We start from the raw sequence: 19,718 nt of genomic DNA on the forward strand, positions 1-19,718 counted from the left end.
CTAGCCGTTGCCCGTTCCTTCTCCGGCGTCCTGCCACATGACGTCCAGGTTGTGGAAGGTCACCGGCCCGTCGCACAGTTCTGCCATCCTGGCAGCGAACTCCGAGGTCTCCGGCCGGCCGGAATTCTCCATGGCCGAGTCGAAGGAGTCGAAGTCCACGATGGTGAAGTAGTGCCCCGGATGGTCCCTGTCCGCCGTGGCGACGATGCGGCGGAACGTGGGCGCCGTGCTTCCCTCGGTTCGGGAGGGACGGCCCAGCTCTTCGATCTCCTTGATGCGGGAGGACGTGAATTCGATGATCTGCACAAACCCGGCCATGGCAACTCCTCGACGGCGGTGGACGCTGATGCGAATCACGGTAAACCCGGAGGCAGCCTGGGCGCAGGGGAGAAATGCCCTACTTTGGGCGCTGTCCACGGCGCGGCTCCCGCCCGCCGGTCCCCGTTCGGCTGGTGGATGCCTGCTGGTCACCTTGGAGGCTTAGTTGAACGCGCCGCCCTATTCCGCCGCCAAGGAGCACCATGTCCACCAGACGCATTCTGACCGCCGCCTTCACCGCCGCAGCTGCCGCCGCCAGCCTCACCGCCGGCCTCGCAGCGCCGGGGCACGCCGCACCCGGCAAAGGCCAGGCCGGGGATCTGCGGGTGGCAACCTACAACCTGTCGCTCAACCGGGCCCACGCGGGCGAACTGGAAACGGACCTTTCCACTCCGGACAATGCCCAAGCCCGCACCGTGGCCGAGGTCATCCAGCGGGCGAACCCGGATGTCATCCTGCTCAACGAGTTCGACTACGTGCCGGACAACAGGGCGGTGGACCTCTTCCGCAAGAACTACCTGGCGAAGGGGCAGAACGGTGCCGCTCCGGTCGACTACCCTTACGCCTTTGTGGCACCGTCCAACACGGGCGTTCCGTCCGGCTTTGACCTCAACAACGACGGGAAAGTGGGCGGCGGGGACGATGCCCTTGGCTTCGGTGCCTTCGAGGGACAGTACGGAATGGCCATCCTCTCGAAGCACCCCATCGACACGGAAAGCGTCAGGACGTTCCGGAACTTCCTGTGGAAGGACATGCCCGGGGCACTGCTGCCGGACAACCCGGCCACACCGGAGCCGGCCGGCTGGTACTCCAAGGAGGAACTTGAGGCGGTGCGCCTGTCCAGCAAGTCGCACTGGGACGTCCCGGTGACGGTGGGCGGCAAAACAGTGCACGTTCTGGCCTCGCACCCCACGCCGCCCACCTTCGACGGCCCCGAGGACCGGAACGGCCGCCGCAACCACGACGAAATCCGCTTCTGGGCTGACTATGTCACACCGGGCCAGGGGAACTACATCGTTGACGACAAGGGGCAGAAGCGCGGGCTGCGGCCCAGCGAACCGTTCGTCATCGTGGGGGACCAGAACGCGGACCCGTTCGACGGCGACTCCGTGGACTCCGCGATCACGCAGCTCCTCGGCTCCAAACGCATCGTTGACCCGCTGCCCACCTCCGCCGGCGGACCGGAAGCGGCGGTGCTGCAGGGCGGGGCCAACGCCGGCCAGAAGGGTGACCCCCGGTACGACACGGCGGACTTCGCGGATTCCGCGCCGGGGAACCTGCGCACGGACTACGTGCTGCCGTCACGGGGGACGCAAGTGCTGGACGCCGGGGTGTTCTGGCCGTCCCAGGGGGATCCGCTGTCACGGCTGACCGGTGTTTACCCGTTCCCCAGCAGCGACCACCGTCTGGTGTGGGCGGACCTGCAGATGCGGGGGTAGTCCCGGCTTCAGCGGTCGATGGTGACCTTCTGGCTGCGCTCCGCGTAGTACGAACGCAGGCCGTGCTTCACGCCCAGCCGGATGATCCAGTACAAGAACGCGGCGCCGATGGCGATCGGCACAATCAAAACTGCCGCGTTGAGCAGCATCCAACCAATATTCACAGTGTCCCCCATGTGAGTTTTTCCCAGCCTCTCACGAAAGAAGGGCATGGCGAAGGCTCCATCCCCGTGGGGACGGAGCCTTCGGTCAAGCAGTTAGCGGGTCAGGAGTCCTGGTCCACTGAGATCACGATCTTGCCGCGGGTATGGCCTTCCATGTTGGACCGGAAGGCATCGGCGGCCTTGTCCAGCGGGAAGACCCCGGCAACCTCAACGCGGAGCTTGCCGCTGTCCGCCAGGTCAGCCAGGTCCTGCAGGTCGGAACCTACGGGGGTGACCCACATCCACTGGCCGCCGTGCTCTTCCACGTCGCTGTCGGCGATGGAGGCGTGCCGGCCGCCGTCGGCCAGGACCGCCAGTGTGGCTTCAAGGTTTCCGCCCACGAAGTCCGCCACCACCTCTACACCGTCGGGGCGCAGGGCGCGTACGCGGTCTGCGAGTCCGTCTCCGTAGGTGACGGGCTCAGCGCCCAGGGAGCGGAGGAACTCGTGGTTCTTCTCCGATGCGGTGGCGATGACCTTGGCGCCCAAGGCGACTGCGATTTGGATGCCCAGTGAACCCACACCGCCGGCTCCGCCGTGGATCAGCACGCTCTCGCCTGACTTCAGACCCAGCCGGTTGAGCACCTGGTAGGCGGTAAGTCCGGCCAGCGGCAGTCCGGCCGATTCGTTCCAATCAAGCGCCGCGGGCTTCTTCGCCAGGACCCGCTCCGGCAGGGCGATATATTCGGCAAAGCTTCCGCCGTGCACGTAGTCCTTGCGGCCGTAGGCGATGACCTCGTCGCCGGGCTGGAACTGCCGGGAGTCGATCCCCACCGACTCCACAACGCCGGCCACGTCCCAGCCGGGGATCGCGGGGAACTGCAGGTCCATGGCGCCGTCCAGCCCGCCGGACATGATCTTCCAGTCCACCGGGTTCACCGCGGCTGCCTTGACCTTGACCAGGACCATCCCGGGCCCCACCTTGGGCATCGGCTGCTCGCCGTACTCGAGGACGTCAGGGTTTCCGTATTCGCTGTAAGTGATTGCCTTCATGACTGCGACAACCAGTTGGCTTGGCCGGGCTATTCCGGATCGAGCGGGGAAGTGGCATATCGCACGCCGGGCCTGGCAGGGGTTCAGGCCCTAGACTCGGACCATGTCAGCTTTTGGGGGAAAGCCGGGCCGGCGCCGGGGCGCCGTTCTTGCAGGTGCGGTTGCGGTATTGGTCCTTGCCGGGTGTGAATACACGGGCCCGGACGAACGTGGGCCGTCGCCGACCGCCACCGTAACGCCACAGCAGCGCTCCTTTGAGGAGAACATGGCGGAGGTGGCACGGCTCCTCGGTGCCCCGCCAACTGACCCAGGCATGCCATCGGAAGCGGAACCGGTGGGAAAGTTGTTCCTGGTACTGGCGCCGGGGGACTACATGGTCACCGGTGCGTGCGCGGGGGTCTATGGTGCCAAGCTCACCATTGTGCGGGACGACGGCGTCCCGGAGGCTTCCGAGTTCAGGTGCAGTTCCGCGCTGGACCGGTTCTTCAGGCACGACGGCGGGCCGGTCACCATCAGCGCCATCCCCCGCACCGGGAAACCGTCCGCCACCGGCGTCAGGATCCAGCCCAACCCGGACCCCAGGCTCTCGGAACTTGAGGACTTGTCGGAGTGGTCAGGCCAGCTGCTCCAGCCGCCGGAACGGGGTGAGCTGCGCGGCACGAACATTGCAAACGGAACCACTAAGGGCACGCTTATGGCGGAGCCGGGCCGGTACAACCTGGACTTCGTCTGCGCGGGAGCCTCCTTTGCCCAGCTGTCCGTGGCGACGACGACGGGCGCCGAGGTCCTGGCCCCGGTCCGGGTGCCGTGCGATGGGCGTCCGGTCAGGACTCCTCTGTCGCTGCCCACCAAGGGAGCAGACATCAGCTTCAGCCCGCTCGAAAGAACAGACACCGAGTTCACTTTCCGGCTTGTCCCGGCCGGTGACGCTGCGCCGGCCGGATAGATGCGCCGCCGGCGGGGCGAGTGCAGACTGGGCTGGCTCCTATGGCGGGCTTGTGGCTTCGAGCCACTCCCGGAAGTTTTGGCGTCCGACGGCGGAGCCCGGCGCCGGGATCAGGTTACCGTTGCGCATTGCCTTGCCCATGGGGCCGGGGAGGCGCAGCTGGACAATCCGCTTCTTCTGCCCCGTCTTCGCCAGATAGGCCGCGACCAGGTCCTTCAGGTGTTCAGCCTGCGGGCCACCGAGGTCCGGTAGCCGTCCCTTCGGCCCCGCTTCAGCCGCGTCGACCAGGGCGGCGGCCACCTCCTCTGCCGCGACCGGTTGGGTGCGCATCTGGGGCACAAACACCAACGACCCCAGAGAGGCGGTCTTGATGGACATTGGCACGAATTCGTGGAACTGGGTGGACCGGAGGATGCTCCAGGGGATGCCGCCGTGCCGGACGTCGGCTTCCTGCGCCAGCTTGCCGGCGTACAGTCCGGAATTGGCGTTATCGATGCCCACGATGGACAGCGCCACATGGTGCTTCACACCGGCCTTTGTCCCCGCCGCCAGCAGGTTCTGGGTGGCGTTGGTGAAGTAGTCCACGGCTTTCTTCGTGGACAGGGTCTGGATGCCGGTGACATCAATGACCGTTTCCACACTCTGGAGCGCCTGGTCCAGGCCGCGCCCGTTGACCAGATCCACACCTTCCGCGCGGCTGAGGCTGACCACGTCGTGCCCGCCGTCCCTGGCAATGGCCACAACGTGGCGGCCTACGGTACCGGTTCCCCCTGCGACGGCAATCCTCATGGAGGAAATCCTAAGCCGGTTCCCGTAGGAGTCAGGCACTTTGGCAAGCGGGCCGCCGCTGTAATTTAGGACGGAGTCCGGCAGGCGCGGATCAGTTGGTCAGTGAGTCGATGGCCTTGGAAGCAACCTGCATGCTTTCCCAGCCGCGACGGGCAGCCATTGCAGACCGCGCAGTCGAGGTGTCGCTGGAAACGGTGGAGCGGATGCGGGAATCGTTTCCGATGTGGCGGCGGCTGTAGGAGCCGTCGTCAGTCCCGTCCCGATAAGGAAGACACAACTGCCTGCATCGGATTACTGGGCGCTGGAACCACTATCTTAATGCGGGGTTTCCCTCTCCGGACGATAAGGCATTCCAGCTTGTTGATCGGAGTATCTCGGCACCTCCACTTGTCCACCAGTTCTTATGGGTGTGGAAGCAGTCGGCACCTTAAGGCAAGTACGCAGAGGCGGACTCATCATGAATTTGCGAATAGCTAGGCCCCGGCCACCTCAAGGTATAGGCTCAGCCTGAGCCATTGGAGGGGCAATGAGTAGTGATAAGTCCAAGTTTCGGCAAGTGCTGGTTGACGTTGCGCAGTACGACAAGGACGGAAATTTCATACCCCTTGACTCTTTAAGCTCGGGTGGGGCTCGGAACGCTGACGGTTCCCTTATCACCCAATACCGCAATCCTAGGCTTGTAGAGCCAGCAAACGAACCCGAGGCCGATCGCGAGTTCGACGAGTGGCTGAACCGCGAACATGAGGCAAGGCTCAGGCGCCAAGAAGAGGCCGAGGAGCTGCGTCACAAGGAATACGCCGAAATTGCCAATCTTGGCGTCGACAATCTTGTAATACCCTTCGCCCAGAACGTCGTCATCCCGCAGGCGAAGGAGCTGTGGCGTAGCAAGGTACTTCCCGGAGGCAAACAGCTCGTGCGGCGCTGGCATCGCACGAAGAGGGGCCAGCTCGAGGTCCCGCTCGTTACGGAAGATGCGACGCAGCTTGCGGCGGAGACAAGGACGCCATTGGGAACCGGGCCCAGCACCGACCAAAATGCTGGATCAGCGGATGTCCAAAGCGGCGGAGAAGACGTCCCGTTGGTCGGCGTCATAGTGACTGACGGATGCTGGAGGCTCGATCCGCCCACGGACTCAGTGGCTTATGACGTAACAGCGACGATAGTTGACGGGCATCCGGCCGGCAGTCGTAAACGATGTCAGTGATGCTAGTCGGTGCTGGATACAGTCTTGGACAAATCGATCCACAGAAACTGTCCTCCGTCCCCTGGGATACGAGACCTCTCCCGGCCAGAGGTAGGCGCTTTGTTCTCTGCAATAAGGGAGGCGGTCCGTCGTCTGACCTCATGTGCATTGTCAGGTGCGATCGGACCCAGGTTCTACCGAGGGGTCTGATCGGGCCGCGTCGAATCTTGCGACAAACTCCGCACGAGTGTGTCCGAGAGGAAAAGGAATAGGTCTGTCGTGCAGTAGGGGAAGGCCGGCCTCAACCAAGGGGACAGAAAGTAGTGGAAATAGATCTGTCTTTACGATAACCACGCCAGCCGGGTCGAGTTGCCTTGTTCGGGCAACGCAATCTACAACGGAATCTCTCAGCACTCGGCGCTTCTCGGCCGTCCCTAGCCTATTGACCGGGTGAGAAGCGAGGTCAATGAGATAGAAACCGTCATCACGGAGACGTTCCAACCATGGACGCTTACCGCTATGTTTCAAGACGTCGTTCGTAGTCCCGTACATCGCGGCAACCACTCCGCGGAACAAATTGTCTGGACCAAGCCGGTCGGATCGATAGAAAAAGTTGCGATTCACAGCATTGCCACCATCAGCTGGGGCGCTTTCAGCGATCATCAACAAGTTCACCCGCTCCGGCTTCCACTGCTTCCGAAGTTTGGAGTACCAGGGCTCTTCCTCTTCCACGCGTCCTCCTCATCAAGTCGGCTGGCAAACTCTCAAACTTCGCTTGGCTCAATCAGGATGTCATCGAACTTTGGGCCAGTCGACTAACCCGCTACAGCTGCCTTCGCTGCGTGCGAGGCCGCCATCCACTCGGTAAGCCAGGGCGCCCGGACGCTGGACGTGATCCGGCAGTCTGCGACGAAAGTCCCACGAGCGCCGGCGTTGATCCACTCCTGCAGCGCTGACAGGTCATCCAGCGAGCGGATGACCGCAGATTCGGCACCCAAAGCCCGGGCAACGCCGCTGAAGTCCACCTCGGGAATCAGCATCGGCTTCTCGGTCAGACCCTGCGAGCCGTACTGGTGGATCTCGGCCCCGTACGCGGCGTCGTTGTAGATCACCACGATCGCGCTGCGTGCGGCGCCGATCAGCGATTCGAGGTCGGACAGGCCCATCAGGAACCCGCCGTCGCCGGAGGCCAACACCAGGGTGCGGTCGTCCTCCACCGCACGGGCCGCCCCGACGGCGCTGGCAAGGCCCAGACCGATGGTCTGGTACGCGGTGCCCACCATCACCAGGTCCTGCGGCCGCGGGATGTTCCAGTACATGGGCGCCCAGCCGATGAAGTGCCCGCCGTCCTGCACCACCGTGCGGCGCTCCGGCAGCACTGCATCCAGCGCGGTTGCGAGAGCGCGGGGGTCCAGCCGCCCGTCCACGGTCGAAGTAGAACCGGCAGCATGGCCGGGCCCAACATCCAGCCGCCGCGAAGCCTCAGCGCGCCACGCGCCGGCAGCAGCCTCGCCATCAACCAGGGACAGAAGCCGCGAAGCAGCAACCTTCACATCCGCCTGAACGAACACATCTACCCGCGGGTTCGTCGGTTCCACCGCCGTATCGATCTGCACAACGGTCGCATCCGGCCCCAGCAGGTGCCCGAACCGCATGGTGAACGGGCTCAGGCTCGCCCCGGCAACCAGGACCACGTCGGCCTCGCCCATGAGCCCGGCTGCGCTGTCGGTGCCGAAACCGCCGGCCACCCCCAGGTACCCCTCGCCATTGAGGAGGTTGAGCGCCAGGGCGGTTCCGGCGGTCAGTGCGCCGAGCCGGTCGGCGAGTTCGCGAAGTTCAGGCCCGGCTCCGGCGAGGTGCGCTCCCCGGCCGGCCAGGATCAGCGGCCGCCTGGCACCGGCGAGGAGGCGGGCGACCCGCGAAAGGTCCGTGCCGCCGTCGTCCGTCACTTTCAAAGCCGCCGGCTCCGGAAGTTCCTCGTCGCCAGCCTCGAGTGCCGCGAGGTCGTACGGGATGGCGAGCACGACGGCGGTGCGCCGGGTGACTGCGTGCTCCACCGCCTGCCGGGTGATGGCGCCCGCGGCGTCGCGCGTGACAGTGAAGGTGGCCGCGCCGAGGCCGGCGGCGATGGCCGCCTGGTCCACGTCCCAGGGCCGGACGCCGCTGGTGGGTGCGTCCCCGGTGACCAGCACCACCGGGATCTGCGCCTGGACCGCCTCGGCGAGGGCGGTGAGCGCGTTGGTGTAGCCGGGGCCGTAGGTGGTGGTGCCCGCGGCGAGCCGTCCCGAGGCGCGGTAGTAGGCGTCGGCCGCGGCGATGGCGGCGCCCTCGTGCCGGACGGGCGTGAAGCGCAGGCCCTGCGTCTCTGCCGCGTCCAGGAAGTAGACGTTGCCGTTACCCATGACGCCGAAGACGTCGCTGACATAGCTGCTGAGAACCTCTGCCACACGGCCGGACACGGTAAGTGAAGTCATGGAGGAAGCGTGTGGGCCAGCCCACGAAATCGGCAAGAGACAAGATTTCAGCTGGGATTTTTAGCAGCAGGAGTGACATGGAGTGACAAAACGCCCAGTTGTGGCACGCGTCCCGAACATTTGGACCGAGGGCCCTTCCTGCACGGCAAGCGGGCTTGGCGGCAGGAATACGCTTTACAACTGCGACATGAAAGAACACCGCGAACCGGATCACCTGGAACCGAAGAAGGCGCCTGTCGGCTGGTTCCGCGACGCACCGGTAAAGCTAAGTTAGACATGCAGCGGGCGGTTCCATTTGGCTGGAGTCGCACCTTGACCCCAGGGTGGCTACTTACCTCTACTCGGAGTGTCTGCCTCAACCGTTTGAGCTGCGATGACGGAGGCGTCAGCTGCTTCAGTCATTGCAATGGCCTCCTGCGACCCGTCAACGTCCCCCATGTCATCATCGCTCTTTGTTTTGTCGGAGCTATCCGGAGTGAAAGCGTCTGCGGCCACGGAATAAAGCACACCCACAAGACTCAGTGCGAGCGATATAAGAATCTTCGGTCCGACCGGAAGCAGCAAACCGAGGATGATAGCGGCCAACAGAATCGCACCAACCCTGACCACCCACCGCTCAAACCGCAGAAACTGGCTGGCCATCGCAAGAAAACTTGTTACGAATAGTGTTGGGCCAAGGGCAACCACGCCGTAGGACAACTCCTCCCAGCGGTCTGCCCACGTCCGATCACCACCAGCAAGAGAAACTTCCGCCCACTTTAGAAACGAGATGGGCAGGATCAACGTCCCAATCACCGCCACACCAAGCTGCACGAATATTGCGACTTTTTTCCAAGTCGGCCATTTTTGCCCGCCGCTGCTCTTGGCCATGTCCTTCACGGTTCCCCCAAATATGATGAATTTTCCACGTATGCCGCATCCGATGTAATGCGGGGCCAATGCAGATTATCAGCCGTGGGACTAAGAGCTAGACCAATCCTGATAATGGCAAGTTGGGCTGGAGCAGGCGCCTGCTGCCCAGGTGTGGTTGGTGTCGCATGGAACGATCAAAGTAGGTCGCCGTTGCCGACTGTGGGACCCTCTCATGCTTCATGCTTGCCGCTACCGAAAGGGCAAGCTACTTCTGGTCACTGGCACGGCCTGAAGGCCTGCTGACAGGAACGCCTCACGCACCCGCTGGGCCGACCCCGATGGTGTTCGCGGGCCAACCATCACCTCCGTAATGGGCAAGGGGCGATGTTTTTCCTCGCCATAACTCGGCGACCCCTTCCAGGGCACAATGGTCTTTGCGGGCGTTTGGGGCATGTGCCGCAGGTCCACACCAGCGCAGAGCGCGACACAGCGAGTCTCCCGCTCGTGCCGGAATCCCTGGTGCTTGAAATTCAGTGCTGTTAGGACGTTCAGGGCCACTAGCGTCTCCACGGTAACTTCCATGCCGCCTCGGACATCCTCATTGATTTCCCGCACGAACCTGGCAGCCGCTAGCCGCTTTTGCCGCTCGGAGTAGATGACCTTTAGCCACTGCATTCCAAAAAGCTCAGGGTCCTCACGTCGACGCGGCCGATCATCCACATCGCTAACCAACGGCACTCTGAGATCCAACGCCAGCGCCACCCCGTCAGACCCACCGGCATAAGAGTTCCATTGGTACGGACTGTCCTGTTCCCGCGCGGCACACAATATGTGGACGTCATCGAAGTACTCCACATAATTTTCGATCGGTCCCGCTTCGGCTAGGAGCGCCCGTGTCCGCTCATCCACCTCTCCACCCTGCTCCAAGGCGGCCCAGGCATCTCCAAGGAAGCCGATGCCGTGGCGAAACTCGCTACTGTCATTCGTGGCTCGCCAGTTGGTTGCCCACAGCTCCTGACTCCGCACGATGCCATCCAGAGCGGATAGAGAGGTGTAGTGCCAGGCGACACCGGATTGTACGGTGAGGGGAGGCCTGTCGACAGGCCAGGAGGTCGTCAGGACTCCCGTCTGCATCCCAGTGGGGGTATCGAACAAGAGGGGGCGGTCATGGGTGAGGTAGTTCATCGTCTTCATCTTCCGCTACCGAGACTGTTAGTGCCATTTGCGTTCTCGTAGCGAGGTTTCTGAAGCTCATAGCTCCGCCATTGTTAGCGGCCATGAAAAACTGCCCATAGGCGGCCACGAAAATGCCCACTGACGGCCAGTAGAACTGCCCATCGGTGACCATGAGATCTGCCCACTTCCTCAACTGAACCTGCCGCGTCTTCAGCGGCGGGGGCCTCTCCCCGGGATTTGATGACGGTGTCTAGTCGCACCAAATGTCGTCCCAGGAAGAGGCCCTGTATGAAGCATGACGGAGAAATCATGGAAATTCTTGCTGCCTACGATCTGACCGGATCGTTGCGCGCCACGGCGGAACTCACGGGCTGCTCGCACCACACTGTAGCCAGGCACGTCGCCGCGCGGGACGCCGGCCGGCCAATTGCAGAACCGGCGCCCCGGCCCAGGGGCACGGACGCTTACCTGCCTAAGATCGAGGAATGGGTGGAGGCGTCCAAGGGCCGGATCCGCGCCGATAAGGCCCACGAGAAGCTGCTCGGTCTGGGTTACGGGGGGTCGGAGCGGTCTACGCGCCGGGCGATCGCGCAGGTCAAGGCCGCGTGGCGGCTCGGACACACCCGTGTGCACCGGCCGTGGATCACCGAGCCTGGGATGTGGCTGCAGTACGACTTCGGCGACGGGCCACGGATCGGCGGCGTAAAAACCATTCTGTTCGTTGCCTGGCTGGCGTTCTCAAGGTTCCGGATCGTGATCCCGTTGCGGGACCGGACCGCGCCGAGCGTGTTCGCCGCATTGGACCGGTGCTTCCGGATTCTGGGCGGGGCACCAACGTATGTGCTGACCGATAACGAGAAAACCGTGACAACGGCCCATGTCGCAGGGGTTCCGGTGCGGAACCAGCAGACCCTGGACTTCGCCCGGCACTACGGGGTCACCGTGCTGACCTGCCAGCCCGCGGACCCTGCAACGAAAGGCGGAGTCGAAGCGTCGGTGAAACTGGCCAAAGCCGACCTCGTGCCCACCGACACGAACCTGAGGCCCGGTTACGCTTCCTTTGCCGAGCTGGAGGCCGCCTGCGAGGCGTTCATGGACGAGGTCAACAACCGCGAACACCGGGCCACCCGACGTAAACCCGCAATGGTTTTGGCGGAGGAAGCGGCCCGGCTGCACCGGATCCCGGAGACCGCGCACACGGTCGCGTTCGGGCTGGCCCGTATAGTCCCGGAGAACACCCCGATGGTCTCCTTCGAGAACGCCCAGTACTCGGTGCCGTCGCATTTGCTCGGCGCGAAGGTGTTCGTCCGCTCCCACGGCACCGGCCCTGACGAACAGGTCATCATCGTCCACCACGGCCCGACCGGCCCGGTCGAAGTCGCCCGCCACGGCCGGGCAAGGCCCGGCAGTCCCGCGGTCATCGAGGAGCACTTCCCAGGGACCAGTACCAGAACCCCGGGCGACTACGCCGTGAAGGCACGCACCGCCGGTGAAGCCGAGTTCCTGGCCATCGGCGCCGGCGCCAAGACCTGGCTCGTGGAAGCCGCGGCTGCAGGAACAGGCCGGATGAACATGAAAATGGCCGAGGCCGTGACCCTGGCCAAGATCGCCGGGACCGAGTCCGTGGACCGTGCCCTGGGAGACGCCGCGCTGCACGGCCGGTTCGCCCACGGCGACCTGCCCTCCATCCTGAACGCGAACATCCGCCGCACCACCACCCACGCCGCTAACGAAACCAGGTCCCTCACCCAAGGCACCAGCGCCTGGGCAGGCCTCGGCGCCGAGCCGTCCAGCGCCCCCGCAAAGGAGCAGAGCCGATGAGCCCGGTCACCACCACGAACACCACCGCCCCGGCCCTGCCGGCCGACCTCGAAGCACTGATGCGGCAACTGAAAATGCCCCACGCCCGGGCACTGGCACCGGAACTCATCGCGACCGCCCGCGCCCAGCGCTGGGAACCAACCGAGATCATCAAGGCACTGTTCACCGAAGAAGCCGCAGGCCGGGCCCGGTCCATGCTCGCCACCCGACGCAAGGCGGCAGGCTTCCCGACCGGCAAAACCTTCGACGCCTGGGACCCCGCGGCCTCGTCGATCCCGGCGCCGACCCAGCAAGCGCTCCGGACGCTGGAATGGATCACCCGACGCGAGAACCTGGTCGTCTGCGGGCCCTCCGGCACCGGGAAAACGTTCTTCCTCGAAGCCCTCGGCCAGCAAGCCGTCGAAGCCGGGATGCGCGTTGCCTGGTTCAGACTCGAAGACCTCGGCGCCCTCATCCGCGCACACCGCACCGACGACAGCGTCACCAAAGCCGTCGCCCGGATACTGCGCGCGGAACTCGTCGTGATCGATGACATCGGGCTCCTGCCGGTGGCCACCGACGCCGCCGAAGGACTCTACCGGGTCGTGGACGCCGCCTACGAGAAACGCTCCGTCGCGATCTCCTCGAACCTGCACCCCGCCGGGTTCGATGAACTGATGCCCAAAACCCTCGCCACGGCAACCGTGGACCGGCTCCTGCACCACGCCCACGTCTGCCAAACCAGCGGCGACTCGATCCGCCTCACCCAGGCCCTCGCCGGAAAAGGAGTCACCCAACTGAACTAACACCACCCGACAATGGCCAACCCCGCCGAGAACCTTCAGTGGGCAGATCTGTTGGCCATCACCGGGCAGTTTTACTGGCCACCGGCGGGCACTTTAAATGGCCGCCCGTGGGCAGGAACTAATGGCCATTGACACGCCATCATTCATGCACGCAGGCTTGGCGGCGGGGTAGCTCTCGAAGGGATAGCCTCAGTACTCGGACATCTCAAGAAAGTCATGAGGGCAATGTGGTCCATCAACCTTTGAAGAAACTTTCAAGGCAACGGAGCCTTGGTGTTCATATAAAGCTGTTTTCGGAGCGCGCTACCCGCAAGTTGTTGTCCGTTTCAGTGGACAAAAAAGACGGCGGCATCATGGTATTACCCCACTTGCAGAATTGGGGAGTTATCACTTCGTCCCGTTTGCTGTCACCGCGCCCCGGAACCTTCCTCCCGGACAAAGGAAGTTATGTCCAGACAGGTAGCGAGCACAGGCCGAAGCTTCACTACCATCGGTCAGGCATGAGCTCTGTCCAGCCTCAGGGTTTTGTAGGTGGTGCCGGCAGGAACACCGTCCATCTACCTTCACTCGATGAACTTGATGCCGTCCAGATTTTCTCCGTTGCCGCCCGTCTCCCAGGGCTATTTCCTTGGGAACACATGGAGAAGCCCGCGGACGTAATTCATACCTTGGATCGCCCCGGGGTCGAGTCACTGATGATTCACGGCGTCGTCTACGATCGGACGAAAATTGGTGCCGAAAGTATTGGCGGCGTCAAGGCGTTGGAACCACTAACGTTTGCTTCGGATCACAACAACGCGATTTTGGTCGACTTGTCGGGGTACGGAGTCGAATCAGTGCTGGCACTCTACTTCTACCCGACACCCCTCGCTTTACCTGATTGGGCAGCTGACTTCACTCTGGCAAGCTTCAGCCTCGACCAAGCCACTTCCCCGGGAGGGGTCGCAATCCATGCTGGCCCCGGCATACCCCTAGCCACGCTCATGCGATCCCTTCCAAGCATTTCGACCATCCACAAAGTCAGCTCGCTCCGCCCGAAATCTGTATTCATCAACAGGGCTGGCAAACGTTAGGCGCGCTCCGGAAGGTCTTGCAGATTACAAAGGGGGAGCACCTTCAGGTGCCCCCTTTGTGCTTTATCGGGCTGGCCCGCTTCAGGTGCCTTCAGGGCCAACGGCAGAGCCGGCGCGGCTCTTTCGGGCCTAGGCCGCGCCTTTGCGCAGGGTAACAGCCGCGTGGGGGTGTGTGCCCTTACCACGTTTCGTGTTCAGGAATTAGGGGCTAGCCCGAAGAGGAGGCTTCCTCCTTGGACAGCCGGCTGATCAGCCCGTCGTACCGCGGCGGCATGAGTTCCAGGATGGAGATGGCCGTGCTGGTCCGCTCGATCCCGTCGATCTCCAGGATCTCGTTGGTGATGCGGTAGAGGTCGGCGGTGCCGCGGGCCACCACCTTGGCCATGAGGTCCGCGTCGCCGGTGGTGGCGTGCACCTCAATGACCTCCGGGATCGCGGCGAGCCCGTTCTCCACCGATCCGGTCCGCGTCTGGCTGATGGACAGCGAGAGGAACGCCATCAGTTCGTAGCCCAGCCCGGCGGGGTCCAGCCGTCGGCTGAACGAGCGGAGCGCACCGCTGCGCTCCAGCCGCGCCAGCCGGGCGTGGACGGTGTTGCGGGCGACGCCGAGTGTCCGGGAGAGTGCCAGGGCGCTGGCTTCGGGGTCCTTGTCCAGGGCAAGGATGATCCTGCCGTCGAGCGAATCGAGGGTGCGAGAGGTCGCGATGGTCATATTTTCACCAGAAGTACTAGAAGTTGAGCAGAAGTCCCAAGCACCAGAGCGTACCTTGCAATGTGTCCCGGGTCACTTCCATGATCGGACGTCATGAGCCCCGAACAACTCCTGGCCGAACCAAGAACCGCGCTTCCCACCCTCCGCAGCGCCGTCACCGGACTTCCCGCCTACGTCCCTGGCCGCCGCAGCGCCGGCGTGGACATCGCCGCCCTCGCCAGCAACGAAAGCCACTACGAGCCGCTGCCCGCAGCCACCGCCGCGGTGGCCGAGGCAGCCGGCAGGATGAACCGCTACCCGGACATGGCCGCCGTCGAACTCCGCGAACGGCTCGCCCGGCACCTGGGCGTCACCGCCGCGGAGGTAGCTGTGGGGCCAGGCAGCGTGGGCGTCCTGCAGCAGATCATCACCGGACTGTGCGACGCCGGGGACGAGGTGGTCTTCGCGTGGCGCTCCTTCGAGGCGTACCCCATCCTGGTGGAGCTGGCCGGCGCCCGGCCGGTCCGCGTCCCGCTGGACGACGCCGAGGGCCACGACCTCGACGCCATGGCCGCCGCAGTCACCGGCCGCACCAAGGTGATCCTGCTCTGCACCCCCAACAACCCCACCGGCGTGCCGATCAGCCACGACCGCCTCGAGGCCTTCCTGCAGTCCGTCCGCTCCGACATCCTGGTGGTGATTGACGAGGCCTACGTGGAGTACGCCGACGCCGGCAGCGGCCCCGATTCCCTGGCGCTCTACCGCCGGTACCCGAACGTCTGCATCCTGCGTACCTTCTCCAAGGCCTACGGGCTTGCCGGCCTGCGCGTCGGGTACGCCATTACGACGGCGGCAATCGCCGAAGGTTTGCGCCGCACCGCTCTGCCGTTCGCCGTGAGCGCGCTGGCCCAGAAGGCGGCGATCGCGTCGCTGGACGCGCGGGAGGAGGTGGAAGCGCGGGTGTCTGCTGTGAAGCAGGAGCGCGCGCGGATGACCGCTGAACTGGAAGCCCAGGGCTGGACGCTGCAGCCGAGCCAGGGCAACTTCCTGTGGATCCGCGCAGACGACCAGCTGCTGGCGGGGCTGGTGGACGCGTTCGACGCCGCAGGCATCCTGGTCCGCGCATACGCGGGCGACGGGGCGCGGATCACCGTTGCCGACCCCGCCTCCAACAACCGCGTGCTCCGGCTCCTCGCAGCCCACGCGGCCTGACAACTCCCTGACCTTCCACCAAACCCGTTCCACCCACAACCAGAGGACTCCCCATGGAACAACAGACAACGACGTCTGACCGCGCCCTCGGCGCGGCGCTGAAACCCCGCCAGCTCACGATGATGGGGCTCGGCAGCGCGATCGGTGCCGGCCTGTTCATCGGCTCCGGTGCCGGCATCCAGGCCGCCGGCCCGGCGGTGCTGATTTCCTACCTCGTGGCCGGCACGCTCATCATCCTGGTGATGTGGGCGCTCGGCGAGATGGCCGCGGCCAACCCTGACAGCGGCGCCTTCTCCGTCTACACCGCCAAGGCGTACGGGCCGGTGGCCGGTGCCACGGTGGGCTGGCTCTGGTGGATCCAGCTGGTGGTGGTCATCGCCGCTGAAGCGCTGGGTGCGGCGGGCTTGCTGGCCACGATCTTCCCGGCGCTGCCGGTGTGGCTGATGGCCTTGGTGTTCATCGTGGTGCTCACCGCGGTGAACCTGACCAGCGTGAAGAACTTCGGTGAGTTCGAGTTCTGGTTCGCGCTGCTCAAGGTGGCGGCGATCGTCGGGTTCCTGCTGGTGGGCTTTGCCCTGCTCTTCGGCTTGGTGCCGGGCGTGCAGTCGCCGGGCCTGGGCAACTTCATGGGGGAGGGCTTCGCGCCGAGTGGTTTCGGCGGGATCGCGACGGCGCTGTTTGTGGTGGCGTTCGCGTTCGGCGGTACCGAGATTGTGTCCGTGGCGGCAGCCGAGACCGCAGAGCCTGCCCGCAGCGTGAAGAAAGCAGTCAGGACGGTGCTGTGGCGCATCCTGGTCTTCTACATTGGTGCCATCTTCGTGATCGCTGCGGTGGTTCCGGTGGGTTCTGAGGGGCTTAAAAGCCCGTTCGCCGCGGTGCTGGACGCCGCCGGCATGCCCGGCGCGGCCACCGCCATCACCCTGGTTGCCGTCGCGGCTCTCCTGTCGGCGCTCAACGCCAACCTCTACGGTGCCTCGCGGATGGCGTTCTCCCTGGCGGAACGTGGTGAGGCGCCGCGTTGGCTTGCTTTCGTGTCCAAGGCCCGGGTGCCGGTGATCGCGGTCCTGGCGAGCGTTGCCTTCGGCGTTGTCACGGTGGTGCTGGAGCTGGCCTTCCCCGAGATGGTCCTTGGCGTCCTGCTCAACATCGTGGGCTCAACCTGCCTGCTGGTGTGGACGTCCGCGCTCCTGGCCCAGCTGGCCCTGCGTCTGCGCGCCGACCGCGAGGGAACGGAGCTTCCTTTGCGGATGCCCGGCTTCCCGTGGCTCACTTCCCTCGGTCTGCTCATCCTCGCGGCGATCTTCACGGTGGGCTTCATCGGCGAGGACTCCCGCCCCCAGCTTCTGAGCACCTTTGGACTCGTGGCGTTGCTGGCAGTGGGGTGCTGGTTGAACCAGCGGAAGCGGGCTGCTCGTCCTCGTGCGGAATCTCTGGACGGTGACAGGCAGCCGGTACTCATCGACTAAGGCAGACGGTTTCGGACACTTCTGGGTCCAAGGCACAGGATGGGGCGTCCAGCTATTTCGTCCGTCTTCGTTGTGTCTTGTTGGATGTGGCCTAGCCGTCAGCCCGTACCACCTGCCGCAAAAGTCCGGTTCGCGTCTTACAGTACTGATGGTGTCTGAAATTGGCTGCATATGGCCAAGGCGCATGCAGAGAAGCGATTGCAGAGGTGCTCCAGGGTCTTCTTACGGTCGTGCCCGGCCATGAACCAGACGTAAGAATGGGGTGTGCCAGCCAAAGGCCGCAACATGAAACTTGCCCTAGCCTTGATCGGGCATCTCTTTCCATAACTAGCACCCCAGTTGCCAGTCCGGCTCAATGCCTTCGCGGCAGCCTCTCAGTGAGGTGTCCTGCGCGGCGAGGCTCCGACTTGTAAGTGCGAGCTGCCTGTGGGGCCGGTAGTAATTGCCTCTTGTCTTTCGCTCAGCTACTAAAACGTGTTGTTGTAGTTAGTAGCCCCGCATTTTGGTTGGCTTCTGAGCCATACCTTGTAGTGTGATTCGAGCGCCCTCGTTTGGTTCCGCGCGCATCGCAGGCGGCAGCCAAACACGTCTTTGCCTGCTTGAACCTGTCTTGACTTGTCACACTTTTTCAAGGCAACCGATCCAATGAGCCTGTGAGTTCCTCGCGTGACGGTGCGGAGGGGACGCTTTGCAGATGAACTTTCAGAAGAGTGGCCCTTTAGGGGCTTTTTAGCTCGTCGGTGCTGGTGTCGGCCGGTCGGTTCCGGCGAGGTTGACCCGTAGTCCCAACGGAGGGTCCCGGGATGCCGGGCATGCGAATCAGATAACGTAGCGATGACCTCATCCAGTGCGGGCTGAGGCTTCTTACAAAGGGGGAATGTCGCCACAAATGACGAACGATAACATGACGGGAAACGGCTCCTTGGTGTGGCATTACACCAACGGCCTGGGGCTGGACGGGATCCTCAAGAACAACGTACTTCGGGCTAGTTCTGCTGCATATCTCAACGACTTTAAAGAGCTGGTCAGTGGTAGCGACAGGCTGAAGGAAGTGTGGGAACTCGACGAGTACGCGGATATACGGGAGGAGCTTGAAAAAAGCCTCGAAGGCTTTAGCACACCCCGCGAGGAGCACTTCATATTGTCAGCCTGCGAAAGCGGAGACAGCCTGACAATGTGGCGGTACTACGGCCAAGACGAAGTTAGCTTCGCTGTCGGCTTGGACCGTGACGTGGAGCTTGGGGTGCGTGCCCAGAGCAAGAGCGACAGCCACCCGTTTCCCCCGCCGGGATACAAGGATGGCCCGAGGGATCCTAACGGGCAGCTTGAGTTTGACCCAGACCAAGACGGGCAATCCGTTGAAGGGTGGGATCCGATGGTCTACGAACGCGACGAGCAGGAAAAGATTATCGCGCAGGCGCTCTCCGACTTGCGTGGCGCCCTTGACGTGGCTAAGCAAGGCGCCAACAAATTTCGCTTCTCCTTCTATATGCAACTGCTTTCGCTCCTTGGCCAATTGAATCGGATCAAGGACAACGCCTTCCGCGACGAGCAGGAATTACGGACGCTTGCTGAAGTTTCGCCCGCTTGGAAGTACGTACTCCATAGGCCAGGGCGTTATGGGCTGATTCCATACGTCGAACTGGGCATCCCAAAGGGTGGGACGCGGGGACGGCGCCGAGAGTTTCCTGAGCAGGGTGGCGCCCAAATAATGGAGCGGTTGCCGATCAGGCAGATCAACATTGGACCAACCCCGTACCCGCAGGAGGCTAAGTTTGGCCTCCTGCAACTCCTTGGATTCCTGGGCTATCACGACGTGAAGGTCGAAGTCAGCTCAATTCCCTACCGGTGACGGAGGCGGGGCGCTGAGTACTTCCACTCAGTGCCCCCTGCCTGCCGGTACAGTGCAAAGGCGTTCGTGGATACGAAACTCTAAATCTTCCTGTCGGCGCCGCTTCCGGTCAGGTCACATCCACCCGTAGCAGCACGCCTGCTGAGCACCTTCGGGCTCGTGGCCCTGCCGGCATCGGCGAATTGGGTGAATCACCGGAAGCGGGACGAACTGCCGGGTGTCGGATCATGTGAGGGCGGAAAACAGCCAGTGCTCATCGACTCCTCGCAGGGTTCAAGGCACTGGGAACGCGTGGGCCGGCTTGATCGGGCGCGCTTTCCTCTGCGGAGGTGCCGTACTAGAGCGGGCAACGACTTCATTGCGCGAGATGACGCCAAACATCTCCACAGAGGGCACTGGCGGTCATGAAGAGCGCTGTTCAGCCTGAATCCCGGAGGCAGGATCAG

At 63.8% G+C, this 19,718-nt stretch carries 17 protein-coding genes; 9 read left to right on the plus strand and 8 right to left on the minus strand.

Translation table 11 applies throughout. From position 1 onward, the window contains the following. On the minus strand, window positions 1-318 hold the full coding sequence (locus tag ACIGJD_RS05000; RefSeq protein ID WP_483688564.1) for a hypothetical protein: 318 nt from the start codon (window positions 316-318) through the stop codon (window positions 1-3). Between the two features lie 203 nt (window positions 319-521). On the opposite strand from ACIGJD_RS05000, the gene ACIGJD_RS05005 reads away from it, so the two are divergent. Next, window positions 522-1,757, plus strand: a complete 1,236-nt coding sequence (locus ACIGJD_RS05005) for an endonuclease/exonuclease/phosphatase family protein (protein ID WP_483688565.1) — start codon at window positions 522-524, stop codon at window positions 1,755-1,757. Window positions 1,758-1,765: 8 nt separating this feature from the next. Here ACIGJD_RS05005 and ACIGJD_RS05010 read toward each other — a convergent pair whose 3' ends face one another. Both ACIGJD_RS05010 and ACIGJD_RS05015 read right to left on the minus strand, forming a co-directional pair. Further along, complete coding sequence (locus tag ACIGJD_RS05010) at window positions 1,766-1,933, minus strand: hypothetical protein (RefSeq protein WP_483688566.1); 168 nt, start codon at window positions 1,931-1,933, stop codon at window positions 1,766-1,768. Window positions 1,934-2,022: 89 nt separating this feature from the next. After that, window positions 2,023-2,952: an NADP-dependent oxidoreductase gene (locus ACIGJD_RS05015; protein WP_483688567.1), complete on the minus strand. Its 930-nt coding sequence runs from the start codon at window positions 2,950-2,952 to the stop codon at window positions 2,023-2,025. A gap of 103 nt (window positions 2,953-3,055) precedes the next feature. On the opposite strand from ACIGJD_RS05015, the gene ACIGJD_RS05020 reads away from it, so the two are divergent. Continuing rightward, on the plus strand, window positions 3,056-3,898 hold the full coding sequence (locus tag ACIGJD_RS05020; protein WP_483688568.1) for a hypothetical protein: 843 nt from the start codon (window positions 3,056-3,058) through the stop codon (window positions 3,896-3,898). Window positions 3,899-3,937: 39 nt separating this feature from the next. Here the strand turns inward: ACIGJD_RS05020 and ACIGJD_RS05025 are convergent, their stop codons facing one another. Continuing rightward, a complete protein-coding gene (locus ACIGJD_RS05025) occupies window positions 3,938-4,687 on the minus strand; it encodes an SDR family oxidoreductase (RefSeq protein ID WP_483688569.1) in 750 nt (249 codons plus the stop codon). 526 nt (window positions 4,688-5,213) lie between these two features. Here ACIGJD_RS05025 and ACIGJD_RS05030 point away from each other — a divergent pair. After that, the gene (locus ACIGJD_RS05030) at window positions 5,214-5,891 is read left to right on the plus strand and encodes a hypothetical protein (protein ID WP_483688570.1); all 678 of its coding nucleotides are present in this window, start codon (window positions 5,214-5,216) and stop codon (window positions 5,889-5,891) included. Between the two features lie 794 nt (window positions 5,892-6,685). Here ACIGJD_RS05030 and ACIGJD_RS05035 read toward each other — a convergent pair. The 3 genes from ACIGJD_RS05035 to ACIGJD_RS05045 form a co-directional block, all read right to left on the minus strand. Continuing rightward, a complete protein-coding gene (locus ACIGJD_RS05035; protein WP_483688571.1) occupies window positions 6,686-8,344 on the minus strand; it encodes a thiamine pyrophosphate-binding protein in 1,659 nt (552 codons plus the stop codon). A gap of 327 nt (window positions 8,345-8,671) precedes the next feature. Next, the gene (locus ACIGJD_RS05040; protein WP_483688572.1) at window positions 8,672-9,214 is read right to left on the minus strand and encodes a hypothetical protein; all 543 of its coding nucleotides are present in this window, start codon (window positions 9,212-9,214) and stop codon (window positions 8,672-8,674) included. Between the two features lie 231 nt (window positions 9,215-9,445). After that, the gene (locus ACIGJD_RS05045; RefSeq protein ID WP_483688573.1) at window positions 9,446-10,381 is read right to left on the minus strand and encodes a DUF2971 domain-containing protein; all 936 of its coding nucleotides are present in this window, start codon (window positions 10,379-10,381) and stop codon (window positions 9,446-9,448) included. Window positions 10,382-10,660: 279 nt separating this feature from the next. Between ACIGJD_RS05045 and istA the strand changes: the two genes are divergently transcribed. The 3 genes from istA (at window position 10,661) to ACIGJD_RS05060 (ending at window position 14,051) form a co-directional block, all read left to right on the plus strand. Further along, window positions 10,661-12,193 carry an IS21 family transposase gene (istA, locus tag ACIGJD_RS05050; RefSeq protein WP_483688574.1) on the plus strand — a complete coding sequence of 511 codons (1,533 nt, stop codon included), beginning with the start codon at window positions 10,661-10,663 and terminating at the stop codon, window positions 12,191-12,193. Next, window positions 12,190-12,978 (plus strand): IS21-like element helper ATPase IstB, encoded by a 789-nt coding sequence (gene istB, locus ACIGJD_RS05055; protein ID WP_440746075.1) that lies wholly within the window; start codon window positions 12,190-12,192, stop codon window positions 12,976-12,978. The genes istA and istB overlap by 4 nt, the downstream gene beginning before the upstream one ends. 500 nt (window positions 12,979-13,478) lie before the next feature. Continuing rightward, window positions 13,479-14,051 (plus strand): hypothetical protein, encoded by a 573-nt coding sequence (locus ACIGJD_RS05060; RefSeq protein ID WP_483688575.1) that lies wholly within the window; start codon window positions 13,479-13,481, stop codon window positions 14,049-14,051. A gap of 208 nt (window positions 14,052-14,259) precedes the next feature. On the opposite strand, the gene ACIGJD_RS05065 is transcribed toward ACIGJD_RS05060, so the two are convergent. Then, the gene (locus ACIGJD_RS05065; RefSeq protein ID WP_483688576.1) at window positions 14,260-14,763 is read right to left on the minus strand and encodes an Lrp/AsnC family transcriptional regulator; all 504 of its coding nucleotides are present in this window, start codon (window positions 14,761-14,763) and stop codon (window positions 14,260-14,262) included. A 93-nt stretch (window positions 14,764-14,856) separates the two neighbouring features. Here ACIGJD_RS05065 and hisC point away from each other — a divergent pair, with 93 nt between their 5' ends. The 3 genes from hisC to ACIGJD_RS05080 all read left to right on the plus strand — a co-directional run bounded on the left by hisC (window position 14,857) and on the right by ACIGJD_RS05080 (window position 19,272). Beyond that, the gene (hisC, locus tag ACIGJD_RS05070; RefSeq protein ID WP_483688577.1) at window positions 14,857-15,954 is read left to right on the plus strand and encodes a histidinol-phosphate transaminase; all 1,098 of its coding nucleotides are present in this window, start codon (window positions 14,857-14,859) and stop codon (window positions 15,952-15,954) included. A 53-nt stretch (window positions 15,955-16,007) separates the two neighbouring features. Beyond that, window positions 16,008-17,420, plus strand: a complete 1,413-nt coding sequence (locus ACIGJD_RS05075) for an amino acid permease (RefSeq protein WP_483688578.1) — start codon at window positions 16,008-16,010, stop codon at window positions 17,418-17,420. A gap of 889 nt (window positions 17,421-18,309) precedes the next feature. Further along, window positions 18,310-19,272, plus strand: a complete 963-nt coding sequence (locus ACIGJD_RS05080) for a hypothetical protein (RefSeq protein ID WP_483688579.1) — start codon at window positions 18,310-18,312, stop codon at window positions 19,270-19,272. Window positions 19,273-19,718: the final 446 nt, after the last annotated feature.

The organism is Arthrobacter sp. E1SS-5 (assembly GCF_057073715.1).

What these genes read in the sequence shown, in the direction of transcription:
- ACIGJD_RS05000 (WP_483688564.1), bottom strand. Translation starts at nt 318, where the DNA reads ATGGCCGGGTTTGTGCAGATCATCGAATTCACGTCCTCCCGCATCAAG.
- ACIGJD_RS05005 (WP_483688565.1), top strand. Translation starts at nt 522, where the DNA reads ATGTCCACCAGACGCATTCTGACCGCCGCCTTCACCGCCGCAGCTGCC.
- ACIGJD_RS05010 (WP_483688566.1), bottom strand. Translation starts at nt 1,933, where the DNA reads ATGGGGGACACTGTGAATATTGGTTGGATGCTGCTCAACGCGGCAGTT.
- ACIGJD_RS05015 (WP_483688567.1), bottom strand. Translation starts at nt 2,952, where the DNA reads ATGAAGGCAATCACTTACAGCGAATACGGAAACCCTGACGTCCTCGAG.
- ACIGJD_RS05020 (WP_483688568.1), top strand. Translation starts at nt 3,056, where the DNA reads ATGTCAGCTTTTGGGGGAAAGCCGGGCCGGCGCCGGGGCGCCGTTCTT.
- ACIGJD_RS05025 (WP_483688569.1), bottom strand. Translation starts at nt 4,687, where the DNA reads ATGAGGATTGCCGTCGCAGGGGGAACCGGTACCGTAGGCCGCCACGTT.
- ACIGJD_RS05030 (WP_483688570.1), top strand. Translation starts at nt 5,214, where the DNA reads ATGAGTAGTGATAAGTCCAAGTTTCGGCAAGTGCTGGTTGACGTTGCG.
- ACIGJD_RS05035 (WP_483688571.1), bottom strand. Translation starts at nt 8,344, where the DNA reads ATGACTTCACTTACCGTGTCCGGCCGTGTGGCAGAGGTTCTCAGCAGC.
- ACIGJD_RS05040 (WP_483688572.1), bottom strand. Translation starts at nt 9,214, where the DNA reads ATGGCCAAGAGCAGCGGCGGGCAAAAATGGCCGACTTGGAAAAAAGTC.
- ACIGJD_RS05045 (WP_483688573.1), bottom strand. Translation starts at nt 10,381, where the DNA reads ATGAACTACCTCACCCATGACCGCCCCCTCTTGTTCGATACCCCCACT.
- istA (WP_483688574.1), top strand. Translation starts at nt 10,661, where the DNA reads ATGAAGCATGACGGAGAAATCATGGAAATTCTTGCTGCCTACGATCTG.
- istB (WP_440746075.1), top strand. Translation starts at nt 12,190, where the DNA reads ATGAGCCCGGTCACCACCACGAACACCACCGCCCCGGCCCTGCCGGCC.
- ACIGJD_RS05060 (WP_483688575.1), top strand. Translation starts at nt 13,479, where the DNA reads ATGAGCTCTGTCCAGCCTCAGGGTTTTGTAGGTGGTGCCGGCAGGAAC.
- ACIGJD_RS05065 (WP_483688576.1), bottom strand. Translation starts at nt 14,763, where the DNA reads ATGACCATCGCGACCTCTCGCACCCTCGATTCGCTCGACGGCAGGATC.
- hisC (WP_483688577.1), top strand. Translation starts at nt 14,857, where the DNA reads ATGAGCCCCGAACAACTCCTGGCCGAACCAAGAACCGCGCTTCCCACC.
- ACIGJD_RS05075 (WP_483688578.1), top strand. Translation starts at nt 16,008, where the DNA reads ATGGAACAACAGACAACGACGTCTGACCGCGCCCTCGGCGCGGCGCTG.
- ACIGJD_RS05080 (WP_483688579.1), top strand. Translation starts at nt 18,310, where the DNA reads ATGACGAACGATAACATGACGGGAAACGGCTCCTTGGTGTGGCATTAC.